The sequence below is a fragment of the Paenibacillus sp. 01T443 genome (assembly GCF_056398325.1).
Genome location: NZ_JBFTPE010000006.1, coordinates 270,586 through 287,435 on the forward strand (window position 1 = coordinate 270,586; position 16,850 = coordinate 287,435).

Genomic DNA, 16,850 nt, shown 5'->3' on the forward strand with positions numbered 1-16,850 from the left:
TATTTAGCCTGGAGTGACAGCTTTATTTGATTTGTTCCTTAGAACTGATGACGCTGAATAAGCTCCCTCTTCAGCTCCCAGGTTGCTTCGCTTAAATTGACCCGATAAGCTTCCGCGTTCAGCTTGCGCAGATATTGCGGCCAAAACAGCTCGAACTGCCCCAGATGATAGCGGCGGATCTGTTCTAAGCTTGGAAGTTCGTACACCAGCTCGCCATCGGAAAAAATCTGCTTTAACAGCGGAATGGCTTCGTACTGCGCAATAAATTTGTGAATATAAGGATGTACGGGGTCAAACAGCTTAATTCGCTCTCTGTTATTGACATGCTGTTCACCCTTCAGCGTAATATAATCCGCTTCTGCTTTACCCGTCTCCGTATTAATAATGCGGTAAAGCTCCTTGAAGCCAGGCGTCGATACCTTCTCCGGATTAGCCGATATTTTGATGACGGGCTCATAGCTGCCATTTTTCTCGCGCGCGACAAGCTTGTACACGCCCCCCAGCGAAGGCTGGTCCGCCGCGGTGATCAGCTTCGTTCCAACGCCCCATACGTCAATCTTTGCTCCCTGCGACTTGAGGTTCGATATAATGCCCTCATCGAGATCATTGGATGCTACGATCTGCACATAGGGATAACCCGCTTCGTCTAACATTTTCCGCGCCATCTGTGAAAGATACGCTAGATCGCCGCTGTCGAGACGGATCGCATTCATCCTCTTTCCCTGCTGCTCCAGCAAACCAGCGATCTTTATCGCGTTTGGCACGCCGCTTTTGAGCGTATTATACGTATCCACCAGCAGAGTCACCTGATCGGGCAGCGATTCCGCATAGAGACGGAACGCCTCCTCCTCTGAATCATGCCCCTGCACCCAGGAATGGGCATGCGTTCCTTTGGCGGGAATGCCGAAGAGCATGCCGGCACGCATATTGGATGTCGCATGGAAGCCGGCGATATATGAGGCCCTCGCTCCCCAAATCGCAGCATCCGCCTCCTGCGCGCGTCTCGTTCCGAACTCCAGCAGCACGTCATCCGGCGCTACCTGCTTGATTCGCGCCGCTTTCGTCGCAATCAAAGTCTGATAGTTCATCATGTTAAGGATCGCTGTCTCCACAAGCTGGGCCTCAAATATGCGTGACTCCACGCAGAGCAGCGGCTCGTTCGCAAACACGAGCGTCCCTTCCTCTACAGCATATAGATTGCCAGTGAACCGGATATTTCGCAGTTCATCCAAAAACGCTTCTTTGTAATTCTCTTCTTGGGCACGCAAATATGTAATTTCTTCATCGCCGAAATGAAGAGAGCGGATATAAGAAACAATTCTCTCAAGGCCTGCAAAAACAGCAAAGCCATTGCCGAACGGAAGCTTGCGGAAATACACCTCAAAAACCGCCTTCTCATTCAAGCTGCCTTGCAGCCAATGCGCGTACATCATATTGATTTGATATTTATCGGTATGAAGTGTCAAATTCGTATAGCTCATCCCATTAACTCCCTTCCTTAGTACTCTTTCCAATACCCGTTCCTTTCACTCCTAGCAAGGTAAACGTCTGCCCCTTAATCTTATTTAAACAAAAATAGCGCCGTTGAGAGCGAACGAATCCTCTCAATAGCGCATAAAGCTTCGGTATATCGGACCATAGGCCCTTAATATTATTTAAACCAGCCCTTCTCCTTAAAACGGGTAATCGCTTCAATGCGGTTACTGACATCAAGCTTATCAAGAATGACGGATATATAGTTGCGTACCGTACCTGTCGTAATAAAGAGCTCGCTTGCAATTTCCTTCGTATTCTTGCCGTCTGCGACGAGAACCAGAACTTCCTTCTCCCGCTCCGTTAACGGATTCTCCTGACCGTAAGCCTCGTCAACGAGCTCAGAAGCAAAGATACGTCGTCCAGCTATCACGCTGCGAATCGAGTTTGCCAGCTCCTCGCTTGGGCTATCCTTCAGCAAATAGCCGCTCACGCCCGCCTTGAGTGCTCGTTCAAAGTAGCCAGACCTCGCAAAGGTCGTCAAAATAATGACCTTGCAGCCTTGACCCTTCAACTCCTCGGCAGCATCAAGTCCGGTCTTCGCCGGCATTTCAATATCCATGATGCATATGTCAGGCTTATGCTGATGAACAAGACTTATGGCGTCTTCTCCATTGCTCGCTCTTCCGACGACCTTCATGTCCTCTTCCAAATCAAGCAAGGAAGCGAGGGCGCCCAGCAGCATGCGCTGATCCTCGGCAATGACGATTCTAATCATGTCCCTCAATCCCTTCTATCGCTAAGCATTAGATTTGTTTGATTACGTTCGGTATCCGTATAACCAGCGCTGCTCCGTCATTGTTTACAATTTCCAAGCTGCCGTTTACGAATTCAAGACGTTCCTTCATCCCTTGAAGGCCATGTCCCCCGTAATTTTTTGCTTCCTCAGGAATGCCTACTCCGTTGTCCTTCACCTTGAGCAGCAGCTCCGTACGCGAGGTTTGAATCGTTACTTTGCAGTTTGAAGCACCGCTATGCTTCACCACATTCGTCACCGCTTCCTTCAAGCACATGCTGAGCACATTTTCAGTCAACAGATCCGTCGTGCCGAGCTTTAAGTCACCTTCGAGCTCGAAATCGATTTCAGCCGCCTTCAGAATCTGCTTCACCCGGAACATTTCGTCCTCGATTCGCGTGCCGCGCATCTGTGTTACCATTTCCCGCACTTCCTTGAGTGCCGTCCTAGCCGTTTGGCGGACATCGTTGATTTCAGCCTGCGCTTGCGCTGGATTTTTAATCATCAGCTTTCCCGCGAGATCGCTTTTCAAACCGATTAGAGAAAGCTTCTGTCCGAGCGTATCATGCAAATCCCGTGCGATCCGCTGTCTTTCCTCCAGCTTAACCAGCTCTGAAATCCGCTTATTCGCATCCTCAAGCTGTCCTTCAAGCTGCCCTTGCTTAATTTTGTTGTAAGTGTTGAAGGGAAGTAAAATAACGACGATCAAACTTATAAGAATGAACGGAAACTGCGTGAAAAACAATGTGTTTTGCGTAGCAAAGCCGTAATTGACGGTAATAAACGTACTGACGATATGAATCGCATAGAGCGTAAAAAAACCGGCCCGGTTCTGAATGTTTCCAATGAAAAAAGCGAGAAAAATCGAAAAATAGACGTAGCTGAACAACAAAGTCATCGCGATCGATATGACAATTTGCACACTCGTCCAGAAGTAAACGAGCCACCCTTTCGATACAAAGGATAACCGGTAACAAATAAAAAACAGGATAATCATGATAATGCCCGACACCGCCTCGTAGGGCGTAGATGAGCGAAAGATAAAGTAAAAAGGAAGAATACAGAAGACGACCCAAACGTAAGGGCTGAGACCTGTGTTTTTATGAAAAATCTGATACCACTTGTTCATGGTCGTCCATCCTTTTTATCAAACATGGTTAAGAATGCGGTTCATTGCGTATTTCCATTTTATCATATACATCTATTCAAGTATTTATTTTCATTATGGCTGTACATGAGAGAAGCCAGCCTGTGAGGGCATGGCTTCATTTGAGGTATATTGGATGGAGACAGCTATTTGAATTTCAAGCTCGGCTGCGATGCTTTCACCTTGTCTGAAGCCGATTGCATCTTGCGGAGACGATGCTTGATTCCTTTGAAGCTGACGAATTTTTTGTCGGTTTCATCCCATAGGCGGAATTGAAGCGACTCTAGGCTCTCGCCAATCGTAATCGTTGTTGCTTTTTGAAGCGGCGGAGTCGCATTATGCGCTTTCTCCAAATTATAGTTAGGAACCTTAGGGCTCAAATGATGAACATGGTGGAAGCCGATGTTGCCGGTAATCCATTGCAGTACTTTAGGCAGCTTGTAATAAGAGCTTCCATCAACAGCAGCTTTTACATAGCTCCATTCGTCTTCTGTTTCAAAGTAGGACTCTTCGAATTGATGCTGAACGTAGAACAACCAGATGCCAAGCAAACCTGACACAAAGAATACAGGACCTTGCACAAGCAGAAACGATTGCCAGCCGATAGCCCAAATTAGAAGAGCATAGACGCCTACGATCAAAGCATTCGTTAAATAAGTATTCATACGTTCCTTACGCTTTGCGCCTTTAGCATTAAAGCGGTATTGAATAAGGAATACGCCGATTGGGCCAAGCCCGAACATGACGAGAGGATGACGATACATACGATAGGCAATACGGCGCATCAACGGGGCTGCTGCATACTCTTCTACGGTAAGTATCCACATATCGCCGACACCCCGTTTATCGAGGTTGCTGCTCGTTGCATGATGTATCGAATGCGAGTTTTTCCACTGTCTATATGGAACAAGCGTGATTACACCCGTTATGGTGCCTATGATATCATTTGCTTTTTTGCTTTTGAAGAATGAGCCATGACAACAGTCATGGAAGATGATGAATGTCCGAATAACGAAACCAGAAGTAAGCAGCACCAGTGGAGCGGTAAGCCAGTACGATATCGAGAGACTATAGTAAGCGGCAAACCAGAGCAGAACGAGTGGCACTAAGGTGTTAATAAGCTGTCTGATGCTCGACTTTAAATCCGTTTTCTCAAATGGGGCAACTTCTTTCTTCAGGTGAGCATGTTTCGGCTCTGTCATCGCATTCTTCCTCCTCAATATGACGCTTGGAAAGTATCTCGAACGTCTATCGCAGTATTCTAACTTTATTGTAAAGAAAAGTGTCAGGGACTTGTAGTCATAAACGTCAATACGTTGGCATGACAAATGTCATGTATAGCGATCGTCTGCCGCCTTTCATCAACTAATATTTACAATTCAAGGGATTTTTCATTCGAAAAAAAGCTGCTGTCGGAAAAGTACGGGACTTTTCCAACAGCAGCTTTTTCCTTACCAGTATATTGTAAAAGGAGGCTTGCCGCTTACGTCAATAGGAACTTCTTTAGAAGAAATGCCTGCTGCGGCGCCGGTTATAATATCCTTTTCGAATCCGATGCTTTCCAGCTTCATCGTGCGCGTCGCTTTAAGAAGGAATTTAGGCTCGCCCTCTACGGGAAAGGTTAAGCTTCCGCCAGCCTTGCCGTTGTTTGCCGCAACAGCTTCTCTGGCAGCCGCTTCAACCTGTCCAGCCTCTCGCCTAATGACATCGTATAGAAGCTCGCCATTCTTTCGCGCTGTGTATTGATCCGCGAAGTAGCTCTCCTTAGCGACAAGCAGCCAATGCTCTTCCCTATCAAAGGTTCCATCCTTAATCAGGCGGCGCAGCTCCGGGCTATCGATCAAGTCTTCAAGCTTCAGCGCTGGTATCGGCGGGATAACTGAGCCAGATGGGCCGCCTTCATCTTCGCTTCCACTCTCAGGCAGTGGGGTTTCTTCCTCTGTGTCAGGCACTGCAGGGTTAAGCAGCTCACTGTATTCCAGATGAAAGGCTTGAATTTCATTTTCCGCCTTGTCCTGCATTGCCTCCTCATATTCCTCGCGTATCGTCTGAACGGCAGTCAACGATGCCGCATCGGCGATGTTTTGGGCTTGGCGCTTCTCAATAAAAACAGTAAAAAAATAAAACAGATAAACGCTGACGATGATCACAAGCGCCAAGGTGCCTATCGCTAGCAGCGACATGCTTCCGCGCTCATTCTTCACGGTTGCAACGATACCGCTCCGACAGGATTCTCCCTTCACTTTAAGCATCACCCTTCTTACTGTTCGTTCTTATCACTGTACGACACGATCCATTGTGCCGCTTCCGCCCTTGTTACCGATCCTTGCGGATTCAGCTTCGGCGTTTTGCCGAACACGGCCGTGTAGGAAACATCTTCATTGGTCAAATATTGATCGACAGCCCTGATGAATATTTGGCCTACTTTATCCCCGTCTCCATAAGGCTTCAAGCTAAGCTCCGCGGATGCGAGCGGGATAATCGGGTCGATTACACTATCCGCGCTTTGATACCAAGCCCATAGTAAGCACAACTCTTCGCGGGTAAGCTCCTTATCCAGTTTCATGGATTCATCCGGGAATCCGGTAATGACCCCGGCTTGGTGCAAACCTTCAATCAGCTCAAAGTCGGCATGCTCCTTCGGCACGTCGATGAAGCTCGGTTCCGAAGGCTTATAAGGCTTAATTCCTTTGTTGTCATATCCGTACATCCAATGGATGAATTCCGATCTTGTAATGGCCTCGTTTGGCCGGAAATTGCCCTCCGCATCCGGTTCGATGCTCCCGCTTTGCAGCATCTGCGTTATGTACGTCTCAGACGTATGCCCTGCGATATCCTTAACCTGAATAGGCTCTGGCTGTGCAGATTCCTCAGGCGTCTCCGTGCTTTGCTCCTCTTCACTTAATGGTGTGTTCTCCGGCGAAGGAACCGGGGACGGCGATTCGGCAACAATGCCGTTGGAAGGCACTCCGCCTTCCGTGGACTCACCCCCCCCAAAGCAGCCTGCAAGCATAACGGAAGCGAGGCTCATGGATAAAAATAATAACGCCATTCTTTTATGCAACGATGATACACATCCTTTTCTCCGGCTGTCGCTAATTCATATACCTCCACAGCGTTATAATAACGCCGGCGGCTGCAACTAACCCTATCCGCATGTTATAGGCTTTCCGCGTTTCAGCATCTGCTTTGATATACATAACCAGCAAAAGCAACAGGCCTGGAATATAAACGACAATCAATATAATGACTGCAGCTTGGAAGCTCACATAATCCTGATCGCCGGCCAAGTAGCATAATATAAGAAATACAACTGCAAAAATACCGGTATTCCACCACACGCCGCGAAGCAACTGCTTATCCTCCAGCTCCCGGATCCGCTTCAGCATCCCTTTCACTTCCCTAGTCCGAATTTATCCTTAACCGGCTCCTCAATCGCTTTCTCTGTCAGCTTCTCGACGACTTCTTGCTTGTTCTCCATCTGTGTCAGCTTATCTTGGTTCTCCAGCAGCCGGTCATATTGATTTTGGGTAACCTGATGCCCGTCTTGCCCCCAGTGACGCACCGAATTGGGGTTCGCGCCGTTGTTCCAAAGCCGGTCAAGCTGTGCATTGGTCATTTTTTTGTTGCCAATGTTCGAGGAATCTACCGTGATGCCTCTGGCCTCAAGATCGGACAGCGCAGTGCCTACCTGTTCATTCGTCCGCCAACGGTTCAAACGAAATCCCAGCAGCGGCTGCAGGATAAATGCTTTGAAAAAGCCAACCTGCGATGCGCTCCCCGGATCCGCTTTCTCGCGCTTAAGCAGCACATTGATCGTCATGGACTCAAAAGCGCTCGCAACAAAGGAGGACAGCCGTTTGCCCAGCTTGCTCAGCGCCTGCTTGCCGATGATATCTCCAATTTTATCAAAAATAAGCGCCCCGGCTACACTTTCCGCGAGCATTAAAGCCCCTTCCTGCAGGCCGGGCATTTCTCCCTCGAAAGCAAGCTTGCTGAATACGCTCGTTCCCATATTAAGCAAAACCGTAAAACCAAACGTTTTCGACACAATCGCCGATTTAAGCGTTGTGATCGGCGTACGCGCCAATGCGGCAATACCGCTTCTAAACGCGCCGAATGCCCCCTGCGCGAAGGTGGCTATTCGCGAGCCTGCGGCCCGCAAGGCTCCCCGCACCCCCACATTCGTAAGGAGCTGCCAACCGCCGCGGAAAGCCGCGGCTATTCCAGCTTGACCGATAGAAATAACCGATACCGCAGCCAGTCCGCCAATCCCGATCCCCTTCAGGAAATTAAAGGAATCTCCTGCATATAAAGCATATACAGCTCCCGCGATTATTCCCGCGGCTGCCGCCACAATCAATAAAGGTACGCCAATCGTTACGCCAAGCACTGCCGCAACCGCTACGACGACAACAATGACGATAGCAGCTCCAATGGCGCCGGCCAATGCACCCGTCGCCGCTTGCTTAACATGATTAAAGAAGCCCTCATACCATGGCTTGCTTTCTGAGTCCTTTGTGCTCTGCTCATCGGTATCCGATGTCTCGGTATTCGACGTCTCTGTATTCTCTGTTCCGGTATTCTCTGTTCCGGTTTGACCCGTACCGTCAGCCTCACCCGTCTGCGGATCGGAGCCTCCCGGCGAGCTGCTGCCGCCGTCTGTTCCCGGCAGATGAGGACCCTGAGGATCATTCGTTCCATCATGGGTTCCGGTTCCCTCGCTGCCTGGCTGCTCGGGGGATTGAGGGTTTGCCCCGTCTATACCGCCGACTTCCGGAGTCCCCTCCCCTTTACCGTCAACGGATCCTCCTTGCGAACCGCCGCCCGAATCATAGCCTGGAATTTGTCCGCTTCCACCAGACGAGTCAGGCAATCCACCCTGGCCAGTACTAGGATCGGTATCGCCTACTTCATATGTCGGCGGATTGCCTTTGGAGCCATCCGGCACGGCTGTATCGACAATGATCGGAGCCGCCGGGACGCTTTTGTCCGGAATCGTGTAGGAATCAAGCTGCGAATCAATATCAGATTCTTCCGCAAAAGCAGATGGAACAGCTGCAGCTATCCATATTAGGATTGTCAACGCAAGAAAGAAGCGCTGTTTCAAGCTTCTTCGAATCGTAATCACAACCTCTCAGTCAGCGGGCTATTTCAACTCTTCCTTGCGCACCGTCACCTCTGACGAGACGGGAAGCGATATGCCAGAGGATCGGAATAATCCACCTGTCACGATGGGAGATTCCAGCGTAACCTTGACAGTGACAAAAGTATCCGACCCAGAAATATACTCATGCTTAGATAGGTTGTTCACCTTATATTTGCCCGCTGCGTTGCGAACCGCAGCCTCGTAATTCGCTCCCGACGTAAGTTCAACCATAGCAGCGCGCGCGCCCTCCATTGCGACTTGCTTAGCAACGACGACGGTCACGCCTGCATAGACGAATTGGGTAACGATTAGTATCATTAACAAAAATAATGGCAGCACCCCGACAAATTCAATCGCTTGGGAGCCCTGCTCGTTTCCTGCAAGCCGCCTCAAGCGGCCGAGATGGTTTTCTCGGCCTCTTTTTCGGTTAAAGACTGATTTTATCGATAAAGTCTTTAAGCTTATCGACCAATTTTTTCGCAATTCCATCACCGTCGCTTCCAAACAGTTTAATCATCGCGAGAATGAGTACGACGGCAAGAGCAGCAACCCCGATATATTCAATGGCTTGCGCGCCGCGCTGATTTTTTGTATGATTCCATATTTGAACTGATTTGCTGTATAGTTTGATTCCGAAATTCGTCAGCATGATCCGTTCACCTCCTCTCATAATTACATGTTGAATGCATCCCAAGAAATGCCAATCCCTTCCGGATTATACATAAAGTTAAGAACAAGCAGTCCGATTACACATAGGATGACAGCCGGCAGGATAACAAAGGTCGTAATTAGCGTCACCTTAGGACCGGCCTTCGCAGCCCTTTCCTTGATTCGTCCGATACGCGATTCGCGCATGTCCTCAGCAAGCAGCTTGAACGTATTGGCTATCGGAACGCCCAGCTTGCTGCCTTGAATCAAGGACAGGATAAGCGTCTCCAGATCCTTGCATTGATTGCGGTGCATTAAGCGCAGATAAGCCTGCTCTCTCGGCACCCCGATATCCAGTTCCTGCTGGAATCGGCTCATCTCCTCCTGCAGAGGCCCATCCATCGTCTTCACGATTTGCTTCATCGCAGGATCCAGCGGCACGCCGGCTTGCAGCGTTACGCTCATGGCATCCATAAAATCAGGAAGCTCAATCGCGATTTGCTCCTGTCTCCGCGCAGCAGCCGAGCGAATCCACATTGGCGGAAACACAAGACCTGCAGCGAACAGTGCAAGAATCGTACCGCCGCCGCCAATGCCGAGCCAGGATAAAATCGTGCCTCCGAACAACCCGGAGAATAAGCACAAAAAGCGAAAACCGTAATAGGAATCGAGCTGCAAGCCTCCGGGATAGCCAGCTAGCGCTATTTTCCGCTCCAGCTCCTCCTCGTTCGAGAACATTCGAAAGCGGCGCCCAAGCGGAGCAAGCTGCTTGGACCAAGCGAAAACGCGTACGGAGAAACGGTTTGTCCATTTTTCTTTCTTTTTCCGCTCCTGCTTGATCAAGCCCAGCCGCTTTAGCAATGCTATGCGATGTAGACGGTATCGCCAGAATAACAGCATAGATAAACACCAAACGGCGAATCCCGCATACAACAACGGTTCTGTCCACTCATTCATATCGTCACGCCTTTATATTGGATACTTTGCGAATCATCAGGAAACCCGCCGTCATCAACAGCAGTACAACAGCCACTAGAACCATTCCGGGTACAGTGAATATGGGCATAATAAATCCTTTAAACACCATATTGAATACGACGATCAAGAATACGGGCATTAACGCCAGCGTGAGCGCAATATAACGTGATTCCGCTGTCTGATTGCTGATCTCTTTGTTCATGCGCTCGCGCTCCTCAAGCGTTTTCGCTAAATGGTCAAGCGCCTGGCCAAGATTGCCTCCCGCCTGCCGCTGCACGATAATCGTCTGCGTCAGCAAGCGAATATCCTTACTGGAAAAACGCTCATGCACGCGCTCCAGCACCAAATTCAGCGTCGTACCCATTTTGAGCTCCCTAGACATGGTTTGAAACAATAATCCCGCAGGCGGCTTCAGCTCTTTCGCTACGATATCGATGCCTTGCTGTACGCTCATACCGGCGCGAATGCAGCTTGACAGCATGCGGCATACTTCGGGCAACTGCCGGTTAATTAGCTGGCTGAACTTATTGCTTCGGGATTTAAGCCATTGCTTCGAGCCCAAATTTGTCACAAAATATGCAGCAAGCAGATTGTAAGGCATGCCCAGTCCCATCAGCCGTTCTACGAGTATGGAAAGCAAGACCCACAAAACGATCATAATGAGCAGCCAATCGAGCGGGCTCCGCTTTAAGTTAGAGGCTGTCAAACGGTCCTCCAGGCTCCGTCCGTACTCCGTTTGTTTAAAACGGAGAGAGAGCCGATGATAGGTTCCTCGCGAGGCTTTCGCCTCCTCCGTATGCAGCTCATCCAGCTTGCGGTAAAGGCCATTCATCCGTTTGCGCACGCTGCCTAGCTCATAAATACCGAGCGTGCCGAGCGCTACGGTGAGAAACAAGACGATGCATAACCAAACCTCGTTAGACATGAGTTACTTCCTCCTGCCCCGCGGCAAAAAAATCATTGCCTAGGTCATACCCGTATGCCTTCAGCTTCTCATTACAATTCGGAACGTAGCCCGTTGTTTCATACCGTCCTATGCTTTTTCCATTTGCGCTCGTGCCTGTTCTCACATAGCGGAAAATATCCACGAGCTTCAGCTCGCCCGCTTCATCCACCGCCTCGGCAATGGATACGACCTTTCGCGAGCCGTCAGATAATCGTAGCGTTTGAACGACGATCTGGATCGCGGCGGAAATAAACGGCCTCACGACCTCGGCCGTCATCGAGGTATTGCTCATCAGAATCATCGCCTCCAAACGCGACATCGCATCGCGAGGCGTATTGGCATGAATCGTCGTCAGCGAGCCTTCGTGACCGGTATTCATCGCTTGCAGCATATCCATCGCTTCTCCGCCGCGAACCTCGCCGACAATAATGCGGTCCGGCCGCATCCTAAGCGCGTTGCGCACGAGATGGCGTATCGTAATTTCGCCGCTTCCCTCCATATTCGCAGGCCTTGCCTCCAAGGAAACGCAGTTTTTACGACCCAGTCTAAGCTCAGCCATATCCTCGATCGTAATGACACGTTCCCCGACGGGAATGGCTGCGGAGACGACGTTTAAAAGCGTCGTTTTCCCGCTGCCTGTACCGCCAGAAATCAGAATATTCATCTTTCCGGCCGCCGCCGCCTCAAGAAACTCAGACATTTTTTTCGACAGCGATTGAAATTCTAGCAGGTTGTGCATAACGTACGGGTCCTTCTTGAACTTTCGAATGGTCAGCACGGGGCCGTACAGAGCAATCGGAGGAATAGCGGCGTTAATCCGGCTGCCGTCTTCAAGCCTTCCGTCTACTAGCGGCGAGCTTTCATCGATCCGTCTGCCGATCGGCGCTACGATTCGGTCAATAATATGACGAATATGTTCTTGATTTTTGAACGATATGTTCGATAGCGTTATGGTGCCTTTTTTCTCTATGTACACTTCATTCGGACCGTTTACCATGATTTCAGTAATATCCTCATCCTGCAGCAGAGGCTCCAGCGGACCATAGCCAACCGAATCATTGAGAATCATATCCAGCAGCTTCGTTTTGTCGAGCTGTGTAATAATGACCTTCTCCTGCTCCAGCATGTCGGTAATCAGCTTCTCGATCGTCCGCCGCTTCTGAAAGTTGGGAAGCTTAATTAATTGATCCAGATTCGTTTCTTTTAGGAGCCTTTCCTTGTAATGGTTGAACAAGTAGTCAATATAATCCTGCGCGGTCTTTTCAACTTTCGGCGAATCCTCAAGACGACTGCTTAGCTGATGGAAGATGGACACGGTTCACGCCCCCTTCTTGCTTAAGCAATGCTGCAGCCAGAGACATATAATCCTTCGCAAGGCCTTTTAGTCCCTTCACCTTCTTCTCGGTCAAAAGCGGCTTTCCAAGATTCATAGACGTTTGTACGTTGCGCTTGACGTCCTCTGACAAAACGCCGACAACGGGAATCATCGTCATTTTCTTCAGATGCTCCAGCGTGACGTCATTTTTCTTGCTGTGCCTGTTCACCACAATGGAAAGCTTCTCCTCATGGGTCAAATGATAGCGCTCCAAAATATCAAATACGCCTTTCATCCTCACAATCGACGGCCGGTCCAAATGCAGCAGATACAGCACGCGATCAGCCTGACCGAGCGCACATATCGATATTTCATTCAGTTCCTTCGGTAAATCCAGCACGATATAATCAAAATGCGCGCGGCAAGCGGCGAATAATAGCTCGATATCCTCGCCTTTAAAGTTTTCAGCCTCCTGCGGGTGAGCCGGCGACAGCAGCAGATGAACATCTGAAGGAGCCAGCTTGTACAGGACATTATCTAACTGGCTGTAAGTCAACTCCCTTAGCACGGACTTCAAATCGCCTAAATTTCTCTCGAATTGGATATCGAGATATTGCTGTAAACCTCCAAATTGCATGTTTAAGTCGATAAGCAGGACACGGGCACCAGACTGAATCGCTAGCCCTTGCGCCAAATTAATGCCTGCCGTTGTCGTACCCGAGCCGCCCTTGGCGCTATAAAGAGCGATAACCTCGCCTCCTTCTGAGCCCGTTGAGCCGGCGGATCTGCTTCGGTCCCGGTTATCCGTAGTTTGGCGCACGGTTTTATCCAACAGCAGCTCGAGCTGCCCAAGCTCATCCGGAACGCGGAGAACGTCAGTTACCCCGCAGCGGTACAGCTCTCGTATTTGCTCGAAACGTCCCTCGCGCGACATGAAAATAATAGGCGCGCTGCTGTTTACTTTTTTTAATTGCTGTACGATTTGCGGAATGCTCATCTCCTCGAGAGGCTCGGCAAGGAGCACGACCCGCGGCTCCAGCGGATGCAGATGCATATAAGCCTCTCTTGGCTTATCAATCGTTTCTCCAATGCTCAGGTTGAGAAAATTGACATGCTGGACGAGCTGCTGCATCAGGCGGCTGTCATCCGTAATGATCGATATTTTGGCAGTGTTCACAGGCTTATTCTCCTCCCTTCGGCGGCGTAACGGAAGCTGGCGTCGTCGGTTTTACTGCCGGCTTAGCGGTTGCAGCTGCCGCAGGTTTGACATTGGGCTTCGGACTTGGTGCCGGTTCTGCTGCTAAAGGCTCCTCGGCCATTAGAGTCTCTTGCGAGGCTTTCGCATTGCCTGTTTTGAGCAGCCGTACCTCTTTGCCATAATTAAGTGCCCATATCAAGCTCTTCGTGTCAGCGAGCTTCAGGAGCACGCCTACTGCAACCGTTTCGTCGCCGCTCTTATGCACACTGCTTACCGTTACCCCTTTGAGGAGTACCTTCGTCGTTCTGCGGTCCGCCGCAGCTTCCTTGGCGCCGCCCTCCTGCTCGTAAGACACAAGAATATCTACCTCGTCATAAGCATCGATCTGGTCATCGAATACGGACAATGGAGCGCGAAGCATAACTTGGCGGTACTCGCCCGACACGAGACTGTTGTCTCTAAGCATGACAGAAGTAATAACCGCTCCTTTGGCGATTGGAACCATCGATACCTTACCGACAAGTTCGGCCGGCGATTGGATAAGGGAATCCAGCATATACTTGCGGGGAATTTGTTCTTCCGTCAGCAGGTCCTCGGTGATGAGCTGGCCCGCAGGAATGTCATTTCCCGCGACCTGAACCATAACCAGTTCTCCCATGCTTTCCTTCGTTTCCTGCATATACGTGGAGAATAGAATAACAGCGATCAATCCTAAAGCAATGGATACGAATAATAATAGAAATGCGCGTCTTTTTGACTCAAACATAAATTCCCAACACTCCTGGCCTTAGTAATAAGCTTTATCTCTTCTCTCTTTTCATACTTATGTCATTCTAGTTGTTCGACGGCCTCCATCAGTAAGCCAAAGCCATGATAAGCATAGCGCTGAAAGCGATAAAGGGCGCCATCGGCAGCTCCTTCACTTTCCGTTTTTGCGGCAGCAGCTTCTGCAGCACAATAATCGGCCAAGCGATAAATGCCGCAGCCAAAAAAGCAAGCATGAACACCCAAATCCCGACCGACCAGCCTAAGCCTGCGCCGATCATCATAAAAAGCTTTATATCCCCGCCGCCGAACTGCCCTTTGCTGACCACCGCGACAAGCAAGGCGATCCCTCCCAGCCCGGCTGCCCCCGCGAGCGGCTCAAGCAAGGAAATATCCCTCGTTATGAGATGAATAACAAGAAAGGCCGCTGTACCCGGGAGGGTCACCCCATCATAAATCTTGCGGCTTCTTAAATCAGTGACGACGCAAACCAATAATAGACAGACTAACAGTACGATTAACGCCATTTGCATAGAACAAACATCATCCTAACTCGAACAGCAAGCAATTAATATCCTTTTATTTAAATGATATTAATTGCTTACATAAATTGGATTTTCAAAAATGGACGCACCAGTATCTTTGATCTATTAAACACATTGAGAAAATATGAAACACCATTCCAGAAATTTCTCAAAAAAAACAGAAAAAGATACCTCGGGAAGAAAACGCAAATTCTAGTGTAGCAGTGACGCAGTCGGCAAGAAATAGTCTGGATGCATCATCCTCCCCCCACGAAAAATAGGTCCATATCCCGACTCCAAACCATAAATAAGTGATGTTGGTAATAATTTTTTAGTACTACTTGATCAAATAGGCCTTAACTTAACCAGTCCAAGTTCCGAAAAAGAATATAACAAGATATTAGGGGTGATAACTTTGTTACCAAATAATAGAAAAAAACTAAACAAGTCACGCGTGCTTCTGGCGACTATGGAGCGGATCTCGTTAATTCTAATTCCGAAAAAAAAAACATTGTACAAACCAAACACTGGCGGCCACATGTTCGTATTCATCGCGATACTATTTGCGTGCATCGGCATATTTGCAGGCTCAGCGGCGGGACTCTACGCAGTCCTCGAACTGTGGTTCGGTCTTGGCATGATTTACGCGGAATGCTGCGTAATAACCGCAGTCTTATTCATAACAGCGGTAATTTTAATGTTTAAGGATGCGCGTGAACTTGAGGCGGATTAAATGCAATATAAGCGTCTGTATCCCGCTCGAACAAGCTGAAGGATCAGAGTTTAACAGGTAAAGTATTTGAAATAGCAAACTTAATGGGATTATTTTCCAACAAAAAATAGACAATTGGGGAGTTTTCAAAGCAACAACGAGACTTTCACCGGCTAGAAGAAAGGAGCAGCTGCCGCAAACTGCTCCTTTGTTGTTCAACAAACGTTCTCCATTTTAAATTGATGTTTATAAATTCAAAAAAACGATCGTTTTATAGACAGAGGGTGATCATCGTATAGAAAAAAACCAGTCCCTGAAACGGACTGGTTTACGCTGCGTTCATTCAACTATCGTTTCCCGTTAGTTGAATCATTCTCGTCAATTAATTTTATTTCATTGGCAGTTACAGCATAAGTAAAAGTTGAACTCATTTCTGGTCCTTCTCCATTTTTCGGTTCACAGTCTTGTTGAATTTTAATAATAAAGCCATCTTCAGTTTTATTTGATTCCATAATTTTATTAATTGTTTCTAAGTTCTCGCCGCATTTAGGTACATTGTCCAAAACATTTTTTGTAGCATTATCTTTAGAAAGACTCTGCGTACAACCAGATACAAACATGATAACAATAAGCACAAATAGTAAGTTTCGCATAATCGCAACCCCTTACTCCCAATTATTCCTAAGTAAATTCACAGACGAGAATGGGTAGACATTTTGTTGCGTTATCCTGCCCGTTAGCGGGGAATGGACAGATGATTATGGCTTCAAAATAATTAAGACCAGTATAACTTTGAAACTGCACATTGAGCATTACAGCCCTTTAGCTTAATGAAAACAAGGAACAGCTGCCGCGGCAAAACTAACGTGCCCGTTGTTTAAGGCATTCTATAGGTGTGTGATTTTCTAATTTTTCTATTTCAATTATTCTTTCCGTCCCTGAATTCTGAAATTCAGCATCTCTAAATAGTGGGAATTATACATAATGCCAAGAACGTTACCAAATGGATCTGTAACGGAAGCCGTGATGAATCCCTTTCCACGGTGTACGAGTGTCTGGACTGTTCTTTCGTCCGGCAGTTCTAGCAACGTTCATCGAAAACATCGAACACGGTGTGTTTCTTCTTTTTGTGCTTCGGATTATGATGGTCATTATCGCTTCCGTGATGCCCGTGTGATTGAGGGTACGGCCGCCACAAT

Annotated in this window: 18 protein-coding genes and 1 pseudogene; 1 reads left to right on the forward strand and 18 read right to left on the reverse strand. The window is 48.5% G+C overall.

Going from position 1 to position 16,850, the window contains the following annotated elements; genetic code table 11:
• Positions 1 to 38 precede the first annotated feature (38 nt).
• The 16 genes from AC1DLI_RS12030 to AC1DLI_RS12105 all read right to left on the reverse strand — a co-directional run bounded on the left by AC1DLI_RS12030 (position 39) and on the right by AC1DLI_RS12105 (position 14,948).
• Positions 39 to 1,481, reverse strand: a complete 1,443-nt coding sequence (locus AC1DLI_RS12030; protein ID WP_477602802.1) for a nicotinate phosphoribosyltransferase — start codon at positions 1,479 to 1,481, stop codon at positions 39 to 41.
• A gap of 170 nt (positions 1,482 to 1,651) precedes the next feature.
• Positions 1,652 to 2,251, reverse strand: a complete 600-nt coding sequence (locus tag AC1DLI_RS12035) for a response regulator (RefSeq protein ID WP_477602804.1) — start codon at positions 2,249 to 2,251, stop codon at positions 1,652 to 1,654.
• 28 nt (positions 2,252 to 2,279) lie between these two features.
• Positions 2,280 to 3,398, reverse strand: coding sequence for a sensor histidine kinase (locus tag AC1DLI_RS12040; RefSeq protein WP_477602806.1), 1,119 nt, complete (start codon positions 3,396 to 3,398; stop codon positions 2,280 to 2,282).
• 164 nt (positions 3,399 to 3,562) lie between these two features.
• A complete protein-coding gene (gene desA / locus AC1DLI_RS12045; protein ID WP_477602807.1) occupies positions 3,563 to 4,618 on the reverse strand; it encodes a Delta(5) desaturase DesA in 1,056 nt (351 codons plus the stop codon).
• A gap of 249 nt (positions 4,619 to 4,867) precedes the next feature.
• A complete protein-coding gene (locus AC1DLI_RS12050; protein WP_477602809.1) occupies positions 4,868 to 5,659 on the reverse strand; it encodes a pilus assembly protein TadG-related protein in 792 nt (263 codons plus the stop codon).
• A gap of 17 nt (positions 5,660 to 5,676) precedes the next feature.
• The gene (locus AC1DLI_RS12055; protein ID WP_477602811.1) at positions 5,677 to 6,480 is read right to left on the reverse strand and encodes an S-layer homology domain-containing protein; all 804 of its coding nucleotides are present in this window, start codon (positions 6,478 to 6,480) and stop codon (positions 5,677 to 5,679) included.
• Positions 6,481 to 6,511: 31 nt separating this feature from the next.
• Complete coding sequence (locus tag AC1DLI_RS12060; protein WP_477602813.1) at positions 6,512 to 6,805, reverse strand: hypothetical protein; 294 nt, start codon at positions 6,803 to 6,805, stop codon at positions 6,512 to 6,514.
• A gap of 5 nt (positions 6,806 to 6,810) precedes the next feature.
• Positions 6,811 to 8,547, reverse strand: coding sequence for a hypothetical protein (locus AC1DLI_RS12065; RefSeq protein WP_477602815.1), 1,737 nt, complete (start codon positions 8,545 to 8,547; stop codon positions 6,811 to 6,813).
• 18 nt (positions 8,548 to 8,565) lie between these two features.
• Positions 8,566 to 9,054, reverse strand: a complete 489-nt coding sequence (locus AC1DLI_RS12070) for a TadE/TadG family type IV pilus assembly protein (RefSeq protein WP_477602817.1) — start codon at positions 9,052 to 9,054, stop codon at positions 8,566 to 8,568.
• Positions 8,993 to 9,214 carry a Flp family type IVb pilin gene (locus AC1DLI_RS12075; RefSeq protein ID WP_477602819.1) on the reverse strand — a complete coding sequence of 74 codons (222 nt, stop codon included), beginning with the start codon at positions 9,212 to 9,214 and terminating at the stop codon, positions 8,993 to 8,995. Before AC1DLI_RS12075 ends, AC1DLI_RS12070 begins: the two co-directional genes overlap by 62 nt.
• A 23-nt stretch (positions 9,215 to 9,237) precedes the next feature.
• Positions 9,238 to 10,170, reverse strand: coding sequence for a type II secretion system F family protein (locus AC1DLI_RS12080; protein WP_308998721.1), 933 nt, complete (start codon positions 10,168 to 10,170; stop codon positions 9,238 to 9,240).
• 4 nt (positions 10,171 to 10,174) lie between these two features.
• Positions 10,175 to 11,116, reverse strand: coding sequence for a type II secretion system F family protein (locus AC1DLI_RS12085; protein WP_477602822.1), 942 nt, complete (start codon positions 11,114 to 11,116; stop codon positions 10,175 to 10,177).
• Positions 11,109 to 12,452, reverse strand: coding sequence for a CpaF family protein (locus tag AC1DLI_RS12090; protein ID WP_477602824.1), 1,344 nt, complete (start codon positions 12,450 to 12,452; stop codon positions 11,109 to 11,111). Before AC1DLI_RS12090 ends, AC1DLI_RS12085 begins: the two co-directional genes overlap by 8 nt.
• Positions 12,418 to 13,629, reverse strand: a complete 1,212-nt coding sequence (locus AC1DLI_RS12095; RefSeq protein ID WP_477602826.1) for a CpaE/TadZ family protein — start codon at positions 13,627 to 13,629, stop codon at positions 12,418 to 12,420. Before AC1DLI_RS12095 ends, AC1DLI_RS12090 begins: the two co-directional genes overlap by 35 nt.
• A gap of 4 nt (positions 13,630 to 13,633) precedes the next feature.
• Positions 13,634 to 14,416 carry a Flp pilus assembly protein CpaB gene (cpaB, locus tag AC1DLI_RS12100; RefSeq protein ID WP_477602828.1) on the reverse strand — a complete coding sequence of 261 codons (783 nt, stop codon included), beginning with the start codon at positions 14,414 to 14,416 and terminating at the stop codon, positions 13,634 to 13,636.
• Positions 14,417 to 14,504: 88 nt separating this feature from the next.
• Positions 14,505 to 14,948, reverse strand: coding sequence for a prepilin peptidase (locus tag AC1DLI_RS12105; protein ID WP_477602830.1), 444 nt, complete (start codon positions 14,946 to 14,948; stop codon positions 14,505 to 14,507).
• A 406-nt stretch (positions 14,949 to 15,354) separates the two neighbouring features.
• Here AC1DLI_RS12105 and AC1DLI_RS12110 point away from each other — a divergent pair, with 406 nt between their 5' ends.
• Positions 15,355 to 15,672: a hypothetical protein gene (locus tag AC1DLI_RS12110; protein ID WP_477602832.1), complete on the forward strand. Its 318-nt coding sequence runs from the start codon at positions 15,355 to 15,357 to the stop codon at positions 15,670 to 15,672.
• A gap of 326 nt (positions 15,673 to 15,998) precedes the next feature.
• Here AC1DLI_RS12110 and AC1DLI_RS12115 read toward each other — a convergent pair whose 3' ends face one another.
• Both AC1DLI_RS12115 and AC1DLI_RS12120 read right to left on the reverse strand, forming a co-directional pair.
• A complete protein-coding gene (locus tag AC1DLI_RS12115; protein ID WP_477602834.1) occupies positions 15,999 to 16,304 on the reverse strand; it encodes a hypothetical protein in 306 nt (101 codons plus the stop codon).
• Between the two features lie 270 nt (positions 16,305 to 16,574).
• Positions 16,575 to 16,694, reverse strand: a pseudogene (locus tag AC1DLI_RS12120) (VOC family protein); the annotation flags it as partial.
• Between the last annotated feature and the right edge of the window lie 156 nt (positions 16,695 to 16,850).

Coding starts and splice junctions, on each gene's coding strand:
- AC1DLI_RS12060 (WP_477602813.1), bottom strand. CDS start 6,805: ATGCTGAAGCGGATCCGGGAGCTGGAGGATAAGCAGTTGCTTCGCGGC.
- AC1DLI_RS12070 (WP_477602817.1), bottom strand. CDS start 9,054: ATGGAATTGCGAAAAAATTGGTCGATAAGCTTAAAGACTTTATCGATA.
- AC1DLI_RS12040 (WP_477602806.1), bottom strand. CDS start 3,398: ATGAACAAGTGGTATCAGATTTTTCATAAAAACACAGGTCTCAGCCCT.
- AC1DLI_RS12035 (WP_477602804.1), bottom strand. CDS start 2,251: ATGATTAGAATCGTCATTGCCGAGGATCAGCGCATGCTGCTGGGCGCC.
- AC1DLI_RS12115 (WP_477602834.1), bottom strand. CDS start 16,304: ATGCGAAACTTACTATTTGTGCTTATTGTTATCATGTTTGTATCTGGT.
- AC1DLI_RS12105 (WP_477602830.1), bottom strand. CDS start 14,948: ATGCAAATGGCGTTAATCGTACTGTTAGTCTGTCTATTATTGGTTTGC.
- desA (WP_477602807.1), bottom strand. CDS start 4,618: ATGACAGAGCCGAAACATGCTCACCTGAAGAAAGAAGTTGCCCCATTT.
- AC1DLI_RS12075 (WP_477602819.1), bottom strand. CDS start 9,214: ATGCTGACGAATTTCGGAATCAAACTATACAGCAAATCAGTTCAAATA.
- cpaB (WP_477602828.1), bottom strand. CDS start 14,416: ATGTTTGAGTCAAAAAGACGCGCATTTCTATTATTATTCGTATCCATT.
- AC1DLI_RS12080 (WP_308998721.1), bottom strand. CDS start 10,170: ATGAATGAGTGGACAGAACCGTTGTTGTATGCGGGATTCGCCGTTTGG.
- AC1DLI_RS12085 (WP_477602822.1), bottom strand. CDS start 11,116: ATGTCTAACGAGGTTTGGTTATGCATCGTCTTGTTTCTCACCGTAGCG.
- AC1DLI_RS12030 (WP_477602802.1), bottom strand. CDS start 1,481: ATGAGCTATACGAATTTGACACTTCATACCGATAAATATCAAATCAAT.